Origin of the sequence: Bacillus sp. WMMC1349 (assembly GCF_013155385.1) — a bacterium.
Lineage (GTDB): Bacteria > Bacillota > Bacilli > Bacillales > Bacillaceae > Bacillus.
In genome coordinates this window covers 290,477-308,126 of sequence record NZ_JABJUQ010000007.1, presented here as the reverse complement: position 1 = coordinate 308,126, position 17,650 = coordinate 290,477, and the positions used below count along the sequence as shown (strand labels likewise).

Genomic DNA, 17,650 nt, shown 5'->3' with positions numbered 1-17,650 from the left:
TTATTAACCGATTTGCAAGCCAAAATCAGTAGCAATCCGAGCTAGTCCACCTTGATAACCTGAACCGATCGCTGAAAACTTCCACTCTGCTCCGTGACGGTAGAGTTCACCTGTGATCAGTGCGGTTTCAATTGAGAAGTCCTCCGCTAAATCATAGCGAACCAGTTCTTCATTGGAGTCTTCGTTAAGAACACGAACATAAGCATTTGATACTTGACCAAAGTTTTGGCTGCGGGATTCTGCATCATGAATTGTGATCACAAACGAGATCTTTTCAATAGTCGCAGGCACGCTATTCAAGTCGACTTTCACCTGCTCATCATCACCGTCACCCAAGCCTGTCCGATTATCACCTGTATGTAAGACAGAACCGTTGCCACCTTGTGTTTGGTTATAAAAAATAAAATCCTTTTCTGAAGTACACTTACCTGTTGCATCAAGTAAAAATACGCTGGCATCAAGGTCGAAATCTGCCCCGCCATCATATTTATTTACATCCCAGCCAAGCCCGACAATCACCTTAGAAAGTCCTGGGTTTGTTTTCGTCAAATCAACTTTTTGCCCTTTCGCTAATGAAATTGCCACTTTAAATTCCTCCTTTTTAAACTTTCAAAATTCAACCGAATCGTTTGACTATTTCCGTAAGACTTGTGTCATTCGTTCCTTCACCAACAGCTGTAAACTTCCACTCTTTACCGTCTCGGTAAATTTCTCCAGCTATGAGGCTTGTCCGTCCAGAATAATCATCTTTTAGATTATATTTCACCATCTCCTGATGGTTGGACATATTCTCAATTCGGATAAAGGCATTTTCAATCATTCCAAAGTGCTGGTTACGCTTCACACATCCGTAAATATTCACGACAAATACTAGTTTATTAATATGTGCTGGGACTTTATCAAGATCGACAATAATTTGCTCATCATCACCATTGCCTTCTCCAGTTAAATTATCGCCTGTATGCCGGATGCTCCCACAACTGCTTTTCAAGTGTCCAAAATAAATCACACTCTTCTTATCTGTAACTTTACCATTTTCCAGCATCAGTACAGATGCATCACAATCGATATTCGGAGCGCTTCCTCCGAATAGCTTTCCAAAAAAACCGCCGCTCCCAGAAGATATAGGATCCCATCCGAGACCAACCAAAATTTTCGAAAGCCCAGCATTTCCTTTTGTTAAATCAATTCGTTGACCTTTTTCTAAAGATATAGCCAAACCATTCACTCCTTCTTAGAATGATAACCTTCTCAATAAAGCATGCCATATCACGCCAGCGTGATTCACTTCATCATACAACATTTCTAAGTTGTTTTCATTAAATATGTGACTAATGTATCAATATTTAATTGACTTAACCATATATACGAACACACTCAAATGAAAGTTTCATATTTTTTTATAAATCTTTTGAACCTGTCAACCATTGTATTGTACGAATTGATTGGATAGCTCCTATATAGCGAATCTTTTATTATGACCTGTCCATTGTTAACAACAATACCAGGCATTCTTTAGCAGTACAGAGTATGAATTATGGTCTTCCACAAAGACCATAGAAAAAAATCTGCATCATTTCTTCTGCAAATTGCTTGTTTTTCTCGAATGCTTCGCCCAATGTTTTAGAATAATCAATGATCATGTTAATAAAGACGAGAAACCCTTGTGCGGTAATTTTAGGAGAAATTTCTCCTGAGCGATGCCCCTCTTCGATGAGTTGAAGCATGAGAGGAATCACCCTTTCATCATATTGCTTTTTAATATAATCCATCATTTCATGTTGCTCTATCATCAACTCTTTCACCACTGTCAGAGCGAACTTCTGACTGTTGGCTTCTTTCTTTTGCAAGATGATTAATTCGATTTTTTCCTTTACAGAAATATTTTTCGTCATATATTCTTCAAATTCTTGAATGGCTTGATCAATATAGTCTTTAAAAACTTCATTTAATAATGCTTCTTTACTGCCAAAATAATTATAAATCGTCACTTGTGATACATTTGCATTTTTCGCGATGTCCATGATTCGAATTTGCTTCGGTTCGCAATAACTTAGCATGTTCAACGCAGTCTTTTTAATTTTTTCTTTAATTAACAAAGCTCTTTTTTCAAATCCGTTCATCTTACCATCCTGTTCTAAAAACTTTTCTTAATGAAATTATAACATAAAAATATTTCATTATTTTCATTGACAAAAAAGTTCTTATGAACGTAAAATAAATTATGTAATATTTAAATGATTATATTTCATATTTTTCATTTCTGGAGGTTTTATTATGCTCACAGTCGAAAATTTGACAAAAACATTTTCAAATGGAAAAGGGATATTTGATGTATCATTCACTATTCAAAAAGGAGAAGTCTTTGGTTTTTTAGGACCTAATGGAGCAGGAAAGTCGACAACGATTCGGCACATTATGGGATTTATGAAACCTGATCAAGGCAAAATTCGTGTGGGCGGTATGGATGTATGGAAAAAACAAGGTGAAGTCCAGCGTTTTGTTGGCTATCTCCCTGGGGAAATTGCTTTTATTGAAGGAATGACCGGAAAAACATTTCTTGACTTTATGGCAGATATGCAAGGTATGAAAAACACAGACAGACGTGATCAATTGATTGAGCGGCTCCAATTTGACGTCGATACACCGATTAGAAAAATGTCGAAAGGGATGAAACAAAAGGTCGGACTTGTCGCTGCCTTTATGCATTCTCCAGAAGTCATCATTCTTGATGAACCAACATCTGGACTTGATCCACTGATGCAACAAATGTTTATTGAGCTTGTCCTTGAGGAAAAAGACAAAGGAACAACATTTTTAATGTCTTCTCACAGTTTTCCGGAAATTGAAAAGACCTGTGACAGAGCCGCGATAATCAAAGATGGTATTATCATTGCCGTCAAAGATATTCATGAACTACAAACTATGCAAAGAAAAGTGTTTGAAATCACTTTTGAAAACCGGGCCGACATTCAGGTATTTATGAAATCAGGGTTTGAAATTGATTCATATCAAGACAACCATGTGAAAGTTGCTGTTTTAGGAAACCACGACCCGTTTATTAAAGAAGTAGCTAAATACGAGATTCGCCATATCGACATTTCAACGCAAAGCCTTGAAGAAGTGTTTATGAACTTCTATGACAGAAAGGAGTCAGTAAAATGAACCTGCCCCTATACAAACAAATGATCAAAACGAATTTTAAAGGTATGATGAGTTATGCAATCGGCTCTGCTTTCTATATCATTTTAATTTTAGGAATCTATCCGAGCATTGCCAAAAATACAGAAGATATCGAAAACATGATCAATGCGATGCCAAAAAGTTTTTTGAAGGCTTTTGGGTTTGAAAACGGTTTGGGCAGTCTAGAAGAATTTATGTCAGGAGAATATTACGGGTTAATCTTTATTGTGATCCTTTCGATTTTTTCTGTTATGCTGTCAACTAAGCTGTTGGCAAAAATGGTCGATCAAGGAGCGATGGCGTATATCTTGGCTACACCGACCACAAGAGGAAAAGTCGCTTTTACCCAAGCTAGTGTACTGACAACCGGGTTATTTTTAATCATGGCTTTTACAACACTCGCTGGACTTGCTGGATATCAATGGTTGATTGGTGATCAATTTGATTTTGATGTTTCCGCATTTTTGTTGTTAAATCTTGCAGGTTTTTTACTCTTCTTTGCAGTGAGCGGTATTTCTTTTCTCATCTCTGCCATTTCAAATGATGAGAAAAAAGCACTTGGTCTTTCAGGAACGATCACATTTTTATTTTTCAGTTTAGATTTAATCGGAAAACTGAGTGATAAAACTGAATGGTTGCGAAATCTGTCGCTTTTCTCTTTATTCAGACCGAGTGAGATTGTCACAGGCAATGCCGAGATAACAGCAGTGTCCTTCAGTTTGTTAGCCATCGGTTTAATCACTTTTGCAATTGGTATTGTCATCTTTAAAAAACGTGACTTACCACTGTAACAATACTAAAAAACCGCCGTTTCCTTTTGGAACGGCGGTGGTTCATTCAATTATTCGACTACCCGTCTAACAACACCTTTAAATTTATTTCCCCAATATTGACTGTTCATGCTATCGATTGATACACCATGAGAAGTATTACAATTAAGGAATTGACCATTTCCTAAATAAATACCGACATGTCCGTTTGTTTTGTATGTGTCAAAGAAGACCAAATCGCCGCGTTTCATTTCATCACGACTCACAGCACGACCTTTTGTGACAAGTGTGCTTGTTGAAGCAGAGAGACCAGATCCTAATTGAACACCTGCTGATGCATAAGCCCAACGAACAAATGATGAACAGTCAAAGCGACCATTTTTAATATCAGACTGTGTCCGTCCGCCTCCAAATACATAGCGTGTTTTACCAACAAGACTTGATCCTGCACTGATCGCACCTTCAATTGCACCGCTGTTACTGCTTACAGCTGAACCACCTGAAGAGTAATTCCTTGATGAACCTTTACTTGATTTGCTGCTTGATGAACCTTTATGAGAAGATCCGCTTGATTTTTCGTCAGAAGAAGATCCTGAATGTTTCTCAACCGCTGATTTTGACTCTTGTTGTGCCTTCTTAGCTACTGCATCGTTTGCTTTTTCAGCTTTAATCTTTTGTTGAAGAGCTTTTTCCTCTTTTGTTAAAGAACCTGCTTGATCTTTCAAACTATTAAGTTCTGATTCCGCTTTATTTTGCTTCTCTTTCAACTGTTTAGAAAGTTTGCCCTGATTTTTCAGCTGTTGATCAAGATCTTTTTTCAGCTTTTTCAAATCAGCTAATGTTGTCTGAATTTCATCCAGTTTTTTATTCAAATCAGTCATTGCTTTTTCAAGCTTGTTTTTATCTTTTTCTTGTTCTTCGAGCAAGTCTTTATCTGCATCCATAATCGTTGAAACGGCTGTGGCCCGCGAGATGAAATCTCCGAAGCTTTGTGCACCCAGGAGAACATCGATGTAGCTTTGTGAGCCGCCGTTTTCCTGCAAGCTGCGCACACGTTGTTTGATTTTTTTTGAACGATCTTTAATTCTTTTTTCCGTTTCTTTAATTTCCTTTTTCAGTTTTGCTACTTCTTTTTTCGCCTTTTTATGTTCTGCTTTTTTGTCATCGATTTCATTGCTTGTGTTAAGTGCTTTTTCATCGAGTTTTTTGGCTTTTTCTTCAAGCTGTTCTTGTTGCTTTTGAAGCTTTGCCACTTCTTTTCGTTTGCTTTCAATACTGGAGTTAACATCCGAACGTTTCTTTTGAATCTCCTGTTGTGTTTGTGCTGATGCTGTGTTGTTGATAAAAGGGGTAAATATACCAGCTGTTCCGATAACCGACGCTAAACCGAGAGTACAAACTTTTCTTTTCACTTTTTACTCCTCTTTCCATATGTATTTTTTATTTTTCATTATGTAATTTTTCTAAAGTATGAAGTTGTTAAAAAACTGATCTCCTAAACTTACGACCTATGATTAAATCTTACGAACTTTTTCACATGGGTTATTATAACATCTATTTTCGACAATAAGTTTCAATTTATATTACATTTATATTTCGTTTTTGTTTCAACACTGTCATGTTCTGTCTTTTTCCTCTCAAATCAAGGTTTCTTCAAAACAACGGTTGTCCTAAAAGTAGTGTGGAGTGGGAAGATGAGGTGAATTCGTATAGTGAGTACTATTCGAAGGGGAGGACACAGTAGGTACCGAGGTAATAATCAATAGTTTTAAAAGGGTGAAGTACATTTTTGTCAGTTGCAAAATATTTGAACCAGTTCAAATATATGCTGAAATCGGTCGAAGTGAAGACCTTTCTTGTCCCTCATTAAATTGGTATCACTTAATTGAATAGTTCTAAAGTATGGTATTTTAATGTTTCTTGAACTTAAACCGTATCAACTTCATTTCATTAATTCCTAACTGTGTCGATATTTGTTAACGACATTTACGCTGTTATCATATGTCATTGATTCGTTAGCGAACTGTAAACTCGTTTACAGGATTTCTATTATATAGTGAAAACAGCATTTCCAAACCAATGATCTGAAACGAGGAGTGATGATCTTTATGGAGCAAAGACTAAACTGGATTGATGTAGCAAAAGGTGTAGGTATGATTTTGGTAATCATCGGTCATGTGCCGACAACTCTTGAAGTCAAGTCATTCGTTTTTTCATTTCATATGCCTTTATTCTTCTTTTTATCCGGTCTAGTGTTCAAACAATTGCATCTACCCATTAGAACGTTCTTTCAAAAAAAAGTAGAGCGCTTGCTGTTTCCCTACATTTGTTTTTCAATCATTACTTATTTGTTCTGGTTTTTTGTTGAACGGTACTTTCCATTTAGTCATAGTAAACATGTCGATCCTTTTGTGCCATTTACGGGGATTTTCATTTCTAACGAGGATCACTTTCAGCTAACCTTTAATCCTGCTATTTGGTTTTTAACTGTTTTATTTCTAGTTGAAGTCGTCTTCTTTCTGTTTATGAAACTAGCGAAAGGTCGATTTGTTCTGTTGTTTACGATAGGAAGTGCCTTGCTCGGTTATATGAGTACTTTAAAACTTGAAGAAAGTCTCCCGTGGAACGCTGGAGTTGCTTGTACCGCGTTAGTGTTTTACGCTTTAGGATACTTATGTCAGTCACATTTGCATGAACTTAAATCAGATCCAACGATGATATTATGCTCATTGTTTTTCTTGTCTGTCGGCTTTTTACAGGCGGCTAATTCTGAAAGGATTGATATGAGAGCCAATCAATATGGCGAGATTGATATTTTTTATCTTACTTCAATTCTCGGAATAGCCGGAACAATCTACTTAAGCTTTAAGTTAAAGCATTCAAATATGCTACGGTTTTTAGGTAAGCATTCTTTAACAATCCTCGTTTTACATTTTACAGGAATACACTTAAGCAAAGCTTTTGTTTATTTTGTTCTAGGGATTGACATTGAAGAGACATACAATTTAAGTTGGACTATATTTTACAGCGCATTTACCATTGTTTTCATGATACCTTGTATTTTATTTTTCAATAAATACCCTGTCCTTTTAGGCAGAAAAAAACGAACAACCTATCAAGAGACGGTTGGATAACTTGTTATCAGATTGAAACGCTTTTTTCGTGACCGGATTTTGGATTTTTCTCCTTTGACACCATTCATATAATAAAGCTATGCTTGAAAGCAACTTGCTACAATCGGAGGGATGCTAAGATATATATAAGATCCGATCTCTGAGCTTTGGCAAGCTGTGTGAACAACACCGCGAAAGTTTCAATTAAACAGGCAACTGCGATCACCTTACCGGCTTCAATTGTGACGGCTGCGTACCCACAAACAATCAAACTTAAAGGAAGAGCACAATTTCCACTCATGTGGATGGTGGACTGAGCATCTCCATTTACAGACTTTTGGATAAACGTGTAACTTTGCGACATTGATTGAATTGATTGCTGAAGTTTGTAAAAATCGTTTTTTTTGATATCGTGATTATAGAATGAAATGAATTTAACTTCTAAAGAAATTGTATAACCAAAAAATACAGGGCTGTCTAAAAAGTCCTTTATCAACATGAAGAGGGAATTGCGAGACTGCTGCGGGAACAACGAACTAGGCGAGACCCCTCAGCAGCAAGGAACGAGCTCCTAGGAGGCTCACGGATCGCCCGCGGAAAACGAGCAAATTCCCCTCCACACTACTTTCAGGACAGCCCCCAATGTACAAAAACGCCAATCAAGAAAGCCGGCTCAGAAAGCTATTTAAATAGACCTCTCCCTTCATACCTACTCTCGCCCTTTTCTTTGACAAATCAGCAGGCTGGTAACCGGTTCATACACAAGACGCAACAGATCGCTACACTCTGAAATACAAAGCCTAAACTTCACATCTTGAAGATAATCAGATATCATCTGTTGTTTGTCAACTATTCGCTTTGGGATTGAGTAAGAATCTGTCATACCATAATAATGGAAGTATTTTATAACTCCGCTTCTCATCATTGTCACGACAAACCAGTTTGTGGAAGCGGAAGCCCAAGAACAGTCTGTGAATATGTATATTGAATGGTGTGATCTGTCATTTTTTTCTCCAAAAAAACAAATTTTTCTGCAGCTTTTCGCATAATGACATCCAACAAACTGAAGAGCTTTTTCTTTTAACCTCAATATCCTCCCATACAAATAAAGCGTTGCCATGATCTTTCGCTTGGTGTTCAATTACGAGCTTATAGTGAGCAGAAATGCCGCCAATTTGCTGTGCGGTTTGCAGTTTATTGACCATTACAAACACCCCTCTAATTTAAAAATATCGAAAATTGTATTTCGCATTATGATTAGGTATGATATAATCTAAAAAGTAAAAAATATGCAAAATAGTTAATTTATACCTAAAGTTTTTTTAAAAAATTTAATTGAGGAACGGAGGCGTTTTAATGAAAAAAACTATGATTCTCCCCTTGTTTGTTGTGCTGTTATTTTGTTTATTTGGAACTGGCAATAGCTATGCAAAAGAGATTGCTAATATTGAAACTAAAGTGAAAAATGGTAAAGCTACAATAAAGGTATATGACAAAGGTGATAAATACAAGTTTTTCAGAAATGGGACTTTGTTATATGAAGGGCCCTCCAATCAACTGACTAAACGTATCTCTACAATTGGCGACAAATATAAAATTGGCATTTACCAAGAAAAGAAGTTAAAAAGAGTTGTTTCTGTTCGTATAACAAATGATTTACATCAACCTCCAACACCTCTAAATAAAGCATCTTCCCCAGAAATATTCATGAACAGCAAAATTGAGAACGGCCATATAGATGTGATAGCAGCCGCTGACTCTGTGCAACTGTCCTGGGATCCACTTCCTGATAAAGATGGAATCTATGAAATATATAAGGACAACAAAAAAATAGCGGAAACAACCAATTTAAATTTCACAGATCAGAACGTGAAACCCGGTAAGCAATTTCACTATTCGATTCATGTTCGTATTGATCCAGCTAAAGAAAAGCAAAAAGACATGGAGAAAACATTCAAACAGTTGAATTCACAACTCTCCGCTAAAGAAAAAGCGGAATTGATGAGTGTCGAAGGCTTATTGTCAACGATTGTAGATATACCAGTTAATGATGAATCCTATTTAACTTCAAAAAAATCAATATTAGATAGGTTCATAAAAAACGAAAACCTATTTACCCAAGGAAAGCTGCCTAGAGATAATATGTATGGCTGGGACTATACAACATTCATTCCATACCAATCAGTCAAAGACCCTAACCCAGCCCATAAACGTCAATATTACTTTAAAGGCGATAACAGAGGTTTTGATTTTTATGCAAACAAGTTTATCACTAATGCTCAGGTAAACACACAATTCCACTCACCAACAAGTATTGCCCTGTTTAAAAAAACGGGGAAAGCCATTAGATGCTATGATTCTAAGTGCCGTCGTGTGAAAGAGAAAAAATCAATCAACGGTGCAGGTATCAAGCGAGTCATTCATCAAAAAAAACGTCATGTTCTTGAATGGACATTAAACCATTCGGTTGAGAATCCATTTGGCAGCTACTATCCAAAAACGGACTACAGTTATCGTGTTAAGTTAACAAAAAACAGAGCGACAATTACAGGAGAACACTTTAAGGCACCAAATCACGAATTTTACTTAGCGACACCAGCGATCAGAGACTACATTATCATCCATCAATATGAGGTAAAATCTAAAAAGGAATTCTGGGAATTATGGTTCTCAAAATCTAAAATATCTTGGAAAACAGAACTCTCTTAACAACAGACAGAGTTCTTAGAACATAAGATTTGGTGAACTACCTTGTGTGGTTCACCAGATTTTTTTGTCTGTTTATCTCAATATCTGACCCGTTCATTCAGGCATGGAAAAACTATAAATCGCCCCATGTTTGGTCTTTTTTCATGAAAGATGGAGAAAAGATTGTTTTCCCATACATTCGTTCAAGAGTATCGATTTTTTGTATAATAAATGGTAAAGGATGTGATCAAATGATGATTTCTGCTCAAACAAAGGCTCGGCTTATCGATATTGTCGGTAAGGAAAACTATGATGATTCAAATGCAGGACGCCTTGTCTATTCTTATGATGCAACACCACAGTTTCAATCAATGCCTGATGCGGTTATCGCACCACGGAACAAAACAGAGATTTCACAAATTGTAAAAATTTGCAGTCAATTCCATATACCGATCATTCCCCGCGGTTCAGGCACGAATTTGTGTGCTGGGACATGTCCGACAGAAGGCGGAATTGTCCTGCTATTTAAACATATGAATCAAATTTTAGAAATCGATGACGAAAACTTAACCATCACTGTTCAACCAGGAGTCATCACCATTGACGTCATTCAAGCAGCAGCGGAAATAGGTTTATTTTATCCGCCTGATCCCAGTTCATTTGCCATTTCGACGATCGGCGGAAATATTAATGAAAACTCGGGTGGATTACGCGGTCTCAAGTATGGAGTCACCCGAGATTATGTTATTGCTTTAGAAATTGTTCTAGCCAACGGTCAGATGATCCGCACCGGTGGAAAACTAGCGAAAGATGTAGCCGGCTATGATCTAACACGCTTGTTCGTTGGCTCTGAAGGGACATTAGGTGTCATCACTGAAGCGACATTAAAATTAATTCCTGCTCCTCAAACAAAGAAAACCGTTCTTGCTCTTTACCAAAATATTGGTTCCGCAGCCCAGTCAGTCTCAAATATTATTTCTTCGAAAATCATTCCAGCAACACTCGAATTTCTTGATCAACCAACCATTCAGGTCATTGAAGATTACTCCAACATCGGTCTTCCGGTTCATGCTAAAGCCGTGCTTCTCATTGAGCAAGATGGAGATGCTGAAACAGTTGACCGCGATATTAAGAAGATTGAGGAAATATGCAAACAAGGACATGCACTATCTGTCGAGACAGCACAAACAGAGGATGAAGCAGAAAAACTCCGCAATGCCCGCCGAACAGCACTGTCAGCCTTGGCCCGTTTAAAACCGACAACGATCTTAGAAGATGCTACAGTTCCCCGTTCAGAAATTGCCAAAATGGTAACGGCAATTAACAGTATTGCCGAAAAACATCAAATTACCATTTGTACGTTTGGTCATGCAGGAGATGGAAACCTCCACCCAACATGTACGACAGACTTACGGAACAATGAAGAAATGAAGCGTGTCGAACTAGCTTTTGCAGAAATATTCGAAAAAGCCGTTGAACTTGGCGGGACAATTACCGGAGAACATGGGGTCGGTGTCATGAAAGCCCCTTACTTGGAACTGAAACTCGGCGAATCTGGAATTGCCGCCATGAAAGCAATCAAGCATGCTTTTGACCCAAATAATATCATGAACCCTGGCAAGATGTTCGCAAAATCATCTCGGAAACGGCTGGTGATGACAAGATGACAACAAGTACAGAAAAAGAAGCCATTCAACAGCAATTTCAGGAACGGCTTGATGAAGAAGAACTCCTTCATTGTATGCGTTGCGGCTTCTGTCTACCATCATGTCCTACATACATAGAATCAGGCTTTCAAGAAAGCCACTCACCACGCGGACGGATCGCGCTGATGAAAGCAGTCGTTGATGGTGTGATTGAACCTGATGAAGATGTGGAACGCTCCCTTGAGCTGTGCCTTGGCTGTCGTGCTTGTGAACCTGTATGTCCATCAGGTGTTAACTATGGGCATTTATTAGAGGAAACCCGTGATATTTTGAACCAAAACAAGAAGCACTCATTTCCCACAAAATTACTTCGACATCTTATATTTAAAGGGCTGTTTCCACATCAACAACGAATTCGGGCACTGACAGGGATGATCGGTATCTATCAGCGCTCAGGCCTACAAACCGCCGTACGAAAAACAGGCATTCTTCGCATTCTGCCTGAACATCTTGCCGGACTGGAAAGTGTTCTGCCCAGCATCCCGAAAATGAAACAGGTCAAAAAACGACCTGAACTCCTTCCTGCGGCCGGTAAGCGCAAAAAGCGCGCTGCATTTTTCACTGGTTGCTTAATGGACACATTGTTTTTCAATACCAATCAGGCAACGATTAAACTGCTACAAATATCAGGATGTGAGATCATCATCCCAAAACAGCAAGCATGCTGTGGGGCCTTACACGGTCATAGTGGTGAGAAAAGACAAGCCATTCTGTTGGCAAAGCAAAATATTCAAGCATTTGAAAACTTACATGTTGACTATATCATCACAAATGCAGGAGGTTGTGGAGCATTTTTAAGTGAGTATGACCATCTCTTGAAAACCGACGCTGAATGGCAACAGCGTGCAAAGTCGTTTGTTCATAAACTAAGAGATTTTTCCTCCATCCTTTTAGAATTAAATTTTCAGGAACAAAAACTTCAACTGCCAAACCAGGTTGTAACATATCAAGATTCATGCCATTTACGAAATGTGATGAAAACATTTGCCGAACCCCGCCGCCTGCTCCACAGTATTGAAGGAATTGAATATCGAGAAATGAATCATGCAGACAGTTGCTGCGGCTCAGCCGGTATTTACAACATTGTCGAATCACAAATGTCAATGAAAATACTTGACTCCAAAATGAAAACAGTTAAATCGACTGAGGCGACAACTATTGTCACCGCTAATCCTGGTTGTCTTTTACAGATGCAGCTTGGGATCAAACGCGCAGGTCTTTCAAAACAAATGAGAGCTGTTCATCTGGCAGAGTTGTTGTTGGAGGCTTATCATAGATCAACAAGCTAGATGGTAATGTCTTTTCTTCATTAAGAAAATCACTTAAAATAAGGAGATTCAGGTCAATTCAAAGGAGAGAATCATATGACCAACTACATATACACGACCGAAGACAGTAAAAGAGATGGCTCTCTACAGTTTAAACAGGATATTAACATATTCTTCACTAAATCAATAGCTGGCAGTAAAAAATTATTTAAAACAGATGTGAAAAATTTGTACGATTTGTACTTAGCGAACATTCCTGTTGAAGCTAGACAGCATTACACTTGTTCTGAATGTCGCCGGTTTATTAATCGCTACGGTCATCTTGTTACGATTGATGACACTGGTCGGACACACTCTGTCATTTGGGATGTTGACCATACACCAACATTCTTCATTCCAGCTGTTAAAGCAATGAAAGAAGCAGTCATAAATGCACGAGTAAATGGTGTTTTCTTACCTGATGAAAAGAGATTAGGGACTCCACGTACCGGTCAATGGACTCACCTTGCATTAGAGCTTCCAAGAGAGATGACGAATCGCTCTATGCTAAAAAATGCTCATCAAGCAATGGCTGAAAAGAAACAACAATTTGAAACACTAACAACTGCTTTCATTTCTTATTCTACTGATACAGTTGATAAGGCATTGACTTTCATTCATTCAGGTACTCTATATCGCGGAGAAAGAGTAAGACCAATGGCTGAATGGTTTAAACAATCTATCGAAAAAGTAGAAGCTATTCAAAGTTCTCATAGAAGAGAAGCCCTTATTTGGTTGTTAGCAGCTACAGCTCCTGAAGGTTTCACTAGTGTTCGAAGCAGTGTATTAGGTTCATTACTAAATGATATTGAAGACGGTTTATCAACTGACCTGATTGCCCGACGTTTCAAAGAAAAGATGGATCCCGCTCATTACATGCGCTCTCAACAAGGTCCGTCTGCTAGTGCTATTCTTGAAGCAGAACGAGTTGTTGAAAAGCTGGGCATCTCTGAATCATTAAAAAGACGATATGCTTTGTACGAAGAAATCCCTTCTTTCTTATGGCAAAACAGAGGGTTTAGCAAAACGCCCCAGTCTGCCGGGGTATTTGGCCACATTACCCCAGAGTTAAAGCAACCTGCTCATAAAATGACTGTTCCAAACACAGTCATGACTTGGGAAAAATTCAAACGCACTGTATTACCAACCGTACAAAACATTGAAGCCTTAGTCGATCACCCTAGTAGATTAATGGCTTTAGTTACGGCTGCTGATGATCATGCACCACATATTCTAAGTTGGGAGAATACATTCTCTTGGTATTACCACGGTGGTATTGATGGTGAGATCAGAAGACGTGTCGAGGAAGCCGGCGGACGTTATGAAAATAATGAAATTCGTGCTTCCCTCATATGGGAAGGGTATACTGATCTTGATATACACTGCATTACACCATATGGTGAACACATTTACTACGGTAGCAAAAACGGGAGATGTGGAGGTTATTTGGATATTGATATGAATGGTGGAGACCACCGTAATTCTGCTCCTGTAGAAAACATTCGCTGGACAAGCAATGCTCCGGAAGGACGTTATCGCTTCTTTGTTGAAAATTATGCTGAGCGTGGAAATGGAAGCACGCCTTATAAAGTAGAATTAGAGATCAATGGTAAGATTTATACTCACATTGGTACTGCTGGCAACACTGGCTATCGTAGTCATCCTGATGTATTCGATTTCGTTTACAAAAAAGGGCAACAACCAGTAATCCAACATATATCTTCTAATGATTCATGGAGCGTTGAAACGAATAGCTTTGTAAAGGTGAGAGGGATCACAACTTCCCCTAACCTTTGGGGTGAGAATCCAGTTTATGCTATAGGTCAACATATTTTCTTCTTATTAGAAGGTGTGAAGGATCTATCAGAAGGAAAAGGCAGAGGCTTCTTTAACGAAACGCTTAAGGCTGATTTAAGACCTATCAGAAGAACACTTGAAGCATACACTGCCCAAACTCCTATTGCTAATGCTGATAAAGCAAGTGCGTGTGGTATTGGCTACTCAATGGATCATCCTTGGGATTTAACATTAAGAGTAACAGATAAACTTTCTACTAGATTCATTAAAATTGATAGATGGGATTAAATAAAACGGGCGGAGAAATATATCTCATATTTTTCCACCCTATTTTTTTGGATAATTCATCGACAGTCTTATCGGTTTTTCTTATATTTCTCGGGAAATAACTCAGTTTATGTCTTAATAGAAGAGCATCCCCCTTTTTTTCCTCTTAATTACCTTTATCATATTTAATTGTTTTTTAAGACATTGTTTAGATTTTCGTTATGTTCACCTTGTATGATATCAATATCATTGATTTAAACAAGGAGGACTTAATCATGCATAACAAAGTGGTTGAAGTAAAAGGTATCTCCAAACGTATTAAAGGACGTAAGCTGTTGCAGAATATTAACTTTGACCTTTATCAAGGTGATGTATGCGGATTTCTTGGTCCCAATGGTTCTGGTAAAACAACCTTTATCAGGATTTTAACCGGGTTAGTCTGTCCAACTAATGGTGAAATAAAGATACTCAATCACTCTGTTGTTAATGAGCGCGAAAAAGCACTTAGCAAAGTGGGTGCAATTGTGGAATCCCCGATTTTCTTTGACTATATGAGCGGAAGGAAAAATTTACTGAATCTAATTAAATTGCATCCTACAGTTGCTAAAAATAAAAGATTAGAAAAAGTCGATGAAGTTTTGAGAATTGTCGATCTTCATCAGAGAGCAGATGACAAGGTGAGAACATATTCTCTTGGGATGAAGCAGCGATTAGGAATTGCCCAAGCATTACTTGGCAACCCTGAAATTATCATTTTGGATGAACCAGCAAATGGTTTAGATCCTATGGGAATGAAGTTTTTAAGAGAATTCATTTTAACATTGCAACGAGAAAAAGGGATTACTTTTTTTATTTCAAGTCATCTGTTAGACGATTTGCAGATTATTTGTAACCGTTTAGTGATGATCAATGAAGGTGTGACAAAATGGCAAGGAAATATTAAAGAACTTCTAAAAAAATCAATTTGGACCATTACTTCACCAGATGCTACAAAAGCATATCATTTATTGAACGGCTCTTACCATTTACAAAAAATCAGTTCTAAAACGTTAAAAATCACCTGTACAGAAGATGAGATCAATCAGATAAAAAATAAATTAAATAGTCATCAGATCAACATCACTAACATCGAAAAATCAGAACAACGATTGGAAAATATCTTTATTGAGATGATGACTTCATGAAATCCTTAATTTATAGCGAGTGGGAGCGATTATTAAGCAAAAAAATTTTCCTTACCGTAATTTATGTCGTCCCGTTTTTTGTTGTTGCGCTAGCCAGTTATTATTCAAACCAAAATGCTGCATTAGATCCTACAAATCCTGAATACGTATATATTTCTAATTTCCCGGTACTAAGCTTAGCGGAGATTTTCATTCCGTTTTTTAACGCTTTAGCTATATTATTAACTGTTTTTAGTTTTACAGATGAATTTAGAAGTGGCCAAATTCGATTCATATTGCTTAGAAGATATACAGCTGTGCAAATTTTTATCTCTAAGTTAATGGTTGTCATTCTCTATCAATTTTGCGTATTCATCATTTTCTATGTATCTTCTTTTATCATTGGTCACTTTTATTTTAGTGAAACGAACTCTCTTTATGTGTTTCATCAGATCAATCCGATTTCAAACTTAGAAAGCTATATTTATGGCATAAAGTATTATGCTTTAGCTTTTTTAGCTTTAATTTCTATTACAGCTGTTTTTATATTTATTAGCTCTATCAGTTCTTCCAATACGATAGCGTTAAGTGCCAACCTTGGATTTATTGTTTTCTCGATGTTTATGCGCGGTGTATTAATGAACCTGTTTGAAATGAATCAATTGCCGCAATTTTTCTCGTTAATTTCAATCCAATTCACAGGCATTACACAAGCACTGGCAAATATACATGCACTCGTATGGATCACTTTGGTTCAGGCTGACTACATCTTTTTATTTCTTTTGTTAACAACTATTCATTTTTCTAGAAAAGACTTTTATTTATAGGAGGACTCACAAAAATGTTCAATCTATGTATGAGCGAATGTGAACGTATGATGAATAAAAAGTTTACGATTTTCACACTCATTCTATTTCCAATCATCCTGTTATTTTTACTCTTCAATCTACAGGTGGGACAGTATGATTATGATCATTATACAAAGATTAACTCTTTAAACTTCTCAGTGTTTTTCATCTCTAAGTTATTCTTTGTTCTTAATATGATTCTTATTCCTATCTTTACGATTAGCAGTTTAAATGGTGAATACACAACTGGCCGTTTAAGAATGGTAGCGATTCGGCCGAACAAATTAATTAATATCCTTATTTCAAAGTGGATGATATTGTTTTTAACGATTGTAGGAATTGTTTTAGTCTTTTGGCTGCTTGGATTGGTTGGGAAAATGTTATCACCCCATGTAACAGAAACAACATTTTATTTTAAGAATGGTTTAACCTATCAAAGCAAAGCTGCCTTTTTCTATGAACTTAAATATTATATGTTTATCTTTATGATAATGGTTACATCATTAGGACTTAGCAGCTTGTTTAGTTTACTATTTCCTAACGTCATTATGTCTTATATTGTCTACCTTGTCGGTGTTACATCATTGATGTATATAAAAGAAGAGTTTGCCCTATTTATAGTGGGAGATAAATTCCTTTTTGATTATTTTCATGAAGACAATGTTGCAAAGATTGCATTATTCTTCTGTATCATCATGATCTGTTCTTTTTCACTCTCACTCATCATTTGGAAAAAAAGAAAGTGGATGAAATAGTTTTCATATGCTGCTTTTCCGTTTTTTTTACCCTTTAGAAAATCGATTGAAAA

The 17,650-nt window shown here is 37.2% G+C and carries 14 protein-coding genes and 1 pseudogene; 10 read left to right on the top strand and 5 right to left on the bottom strand.

The genetic code is table 11. The features are described 5' to 3' along the window. Window positions 1–3 precede the first annotated feature (3 nt). From HOO54_RS04100 to HOO54_RS04090, 3 genes are all read right to left on the bottom strand, one after another. Window positions 4–585: a TerD family protein gene (locus HOO54_RS04100; protein ID WP_172292824.1), complete on the bottom strand. Its 582-nt coding sequence runs from the start codon at window positions 583–585 to the stop codon at window positions 4–6. Between the two features lie 31 nt (window positions 586–616). Beyond that, on the bottom strand, window positions 617–1,219 hold the full coding sequence (locus HOO54_RS04095) for a TerD family protein (RefSeq protein WP_172292822.1): 603 nt from the start codon (window positions 1,217–1,219) through the stop codon (window positions 617–619). Between the two features lie 316 nt (window positions 1,220–1,535). Then, entirely contained in the window at window positions 1,536–2,123 is a 588-nt protein-coding gene (locus HOO54_RS04090; RefSeq protein ID WP_172292820.1) for a TetR/AcrR family transcriptional regulator, read from the bottom strand. A 154-nt stretch (window positions 2,124–2,277) separates the two neighbouring features. Here HOO54_RS04090 and HOO54_RS04085 point away from each other — a divergent pair, with 154 nt between their 5' ends. Both HOO54_RS04085 and HOO54_RS04080 read left to right on the top strand, forming a co-directional pair. Next, window positions 2,278–3,165 (top strand): ABC transporter ATP-binding protein, encoded by an 888-nt coding sequence (locus HOO54_RS04085; RefSeq protein ID WP_172292818.1) that lies wholly within the window; start codon window positions 2,278–2,280, stop codon window positions 3,163–3,165. Beyond that, window positions 3,162–3,974: an ABC transporter permease subunit gene (locus HOO54_RS04080; protein WP_172292816.1), complete on the top strand. Its 813-nt coding sequence runs from the start codon at window positions 3,162–3,164 to the stop codon at window positions 3,972–3,974. Before HOO54_RS04085 ends, HOO54_RS04080 begins: the two co-directional genes overlap by 4 nt. A 50-nt stretch (window positions 3,975–4,024) precedes the next feature. Here HOO54_RS04080 and HOO54_RS04075 read toward each other — a convergent pair whose 3' ends face one another. Then, window positions 4,025–5,365, bottom strand: coding sequence for a C40 family peptidase (locus tag HOO54_RS04075; RefSeq protein ID WP_172292814.1), 1,341 nt, complete (start codon window positions 5,363–5,365; stop codon window positions 4,025–4,027). 696 nt (window positions 5,366–6,061) lie between these two features. On the opposite strand from HOO54_RS04075, the gene HOO54_RS04070 reads away from it, so the two are divergent. Beyond that, window positions 6,062–7,087, top strand: a complete 1,026-nt coding sequence (locus HOO54_RS04070) for an acyltransferase family protein (protein ID WP_172292812.1) — start codon at window positions 6,062–6,064, stop codon at window positions 7,085–7,087. A 980-nt stretch (window positions 7,088–8,067) separates the two neighbouring features. Here the strand turns inward: HOO54_RS04070 and HOO54_RS04065 are convergent. Then, window positions 8,068–8,271 (bottom strand): YcdB/YcdC domain-containing protein, encoded by a 204-nt coding sequence (locus HOO54_RS04065; RefSeq protein WP_172292810.1) that lies wholly within the window; start codon window positions 8,269–8,271, stop codon window positions 8,068–8,070. A gap of 151 nt (window positions 8,272–8,422) precedes the next feature. On the opposite strand from HOO54_RS04065, the gene HOO54_RS04060 reads away from it, so the two are divergent. The 7 genes and pseudogenes from HOO54_RS04060 (at window position 8,423) to HOO54_RS04030 (ending at window position 17,597) form a co-directional block, all read left to right on the top strand. Further along, window positions 8,423–9,775, top strand: a complete 1,353-nt coding sequence (locus HOO54_RS04060; RefSeq protein ID WP_172292808.1) for a hypothetical protein — start codon at window positions 8,423–8,425, stop codon at window positions 9,773–9,775. A gap of 233 nt (window positions 9,776–10,008) precedes the next feature. Then, on the top strand, window positions 10,009–11,421 hold the full coding sequence (gene glcD / locus HOO54_RS04055) for a glycolate oxidase subunit GlcD (RefSeq protein WP_172299322.1): 1,413 nt from the start codon (window positions 10,009–10,011) through the stop codon (window positions 11,419–11,421). Continuing rightward, the gene (locus HOO54_RS04050) at window positions 11,418–12,749 is read left to right on the top strand and encodes a (Fe-S)-binding protein (RefSeq protein WP_172292806.1); all 1,332 of its coding nucleotides are present in this window, start codon (window positions 11,418–11,420) and stop codon (window positions 12,747–12,749) included. Before glcD ends, HOO54_RS04050 begins: the two co-directional genes overlap by 4 nt. Before the next feature lie 75 nt (window positions 12,750–12,824). After that, window positions 12,825–14,852, top strand: coding sequence for a YfaP family protein (locus HOO54_RS04045; protein WP_172292804.1), 2,028 nt, complete (start codon window positions 12,825–12,827; stop codon window positions 14,850–14,852). 254 nt (window positions 14,853–15,106) lie between these two features. Continuing rightward, window positions 15,107–15,781 (top strand): annotated as a pseudogene (locus HOO54_RS04040) (ATP-binding cassette domain-containing protein); the annotation flags it as partial. 230 nt (window positions 15,782–16,011) lie between these two features. After that, on the top strand, window positions 16,012–16,821 hold the full coding sequence (locus HOO54_RS04035; RefSeq protein WP_172292800.1) for a hypothetical protein: 810 nt from the start codon (window positions 16,012–16,014) through the stop codon (window positions 16,819–16,821). Between the two features lie 14 nt (window positions 16,822–16,835). Further along, entirely contained in the window at window positions 16,836–17,597 is a 762-nt protein-coding gene (locus tag HOO54_RS04030) for a hypothetical protein (RefSeq protein ID WP_172292799.1), read from the top strand. Window positions 17,598–17,650 lie beyond the last annotated feature (53 nt).

Excerpts from the sequence above, each read along its gene's own strand:
- HOO54_RS04090 (WP_172292820.1), bottom strand. The coding sequence starts at position 2,123 with ATGAACGGATTTGAAAAAAGAGCTTTGTTAATTAAAGAAAAAATTAAA.
- HOO54_RS04085 (WP_172292818.1), top strand. The coding sequence starts at position 2,278 with ATGCTCACAGTCGAAAATTTGACAAAAACATTTTCAAATGGAAAAGGG.
- HOO54_RS04080 (WP_172292816.1), top strand. The coding sequence starts at position 3,162 with ATGAACCTGCCCCTATACAAACAAATGATCAAAACGAATTTTAAAGGT.
- HOO54_RS04070 (WP_172292812.1), top strand. The coding sequence starts at position 6,062 with ATGGAGCAAAGACTAAACTGGATTGATGTAGCAAAAGGTGTAGGTATG.
- HOO54_RS04065 (WP_172292810.1), bottom strand. The coding sequence starts at position 8,271 with ATGGTCAATAAACTGCAAACCGCACAGCAAATTGGCGGCATTTCTGCT.
- HOO54_RS04060 (WP_172292808.1), top strand. The coding sequence starts at position 8,423 with ATGAAAAAAACTATGATTCTCCCCTTGTTTGTTGTGCTGTTATTTTGT.
- glcD (WP_172299322.1), top strand. The coding sequence starts at position 10,009 with ATGATTTCTGCTCAAACAAAGGCTCGGCTTATCGATATTGTCGGTAAG.
- HOO54_RS04050 (WP_172292806.1), top strand. The coding sequence starts at position 11,418 with ATGACAACAAGTACAGAAAAAGAAGCCATTCAACAGCAATTTCAGGAA.
- HOO54_RS04045 (WP_172292804.1), top strand. The coding sequence starts at position 12,825 with ATGACCAACTACATATACACGACCGAAGACAGTAAAAGAGATGGCTCT.
- HOO54_RS04035 (WP_172292800.1), top strand. The coding sequence starts at position 16,012 with ATGAAATCCTTAATTTATAGCGAGTGGGAGCGATTATTAAGCAAAAAA.
- HOO54_RS04030 (WP_172292799.1), top strand. The coding sequence starts at position 16,836 with ATGTTCAATCTATGTATGAGCGAATGTGAACGTATGATGAATAAAAAG.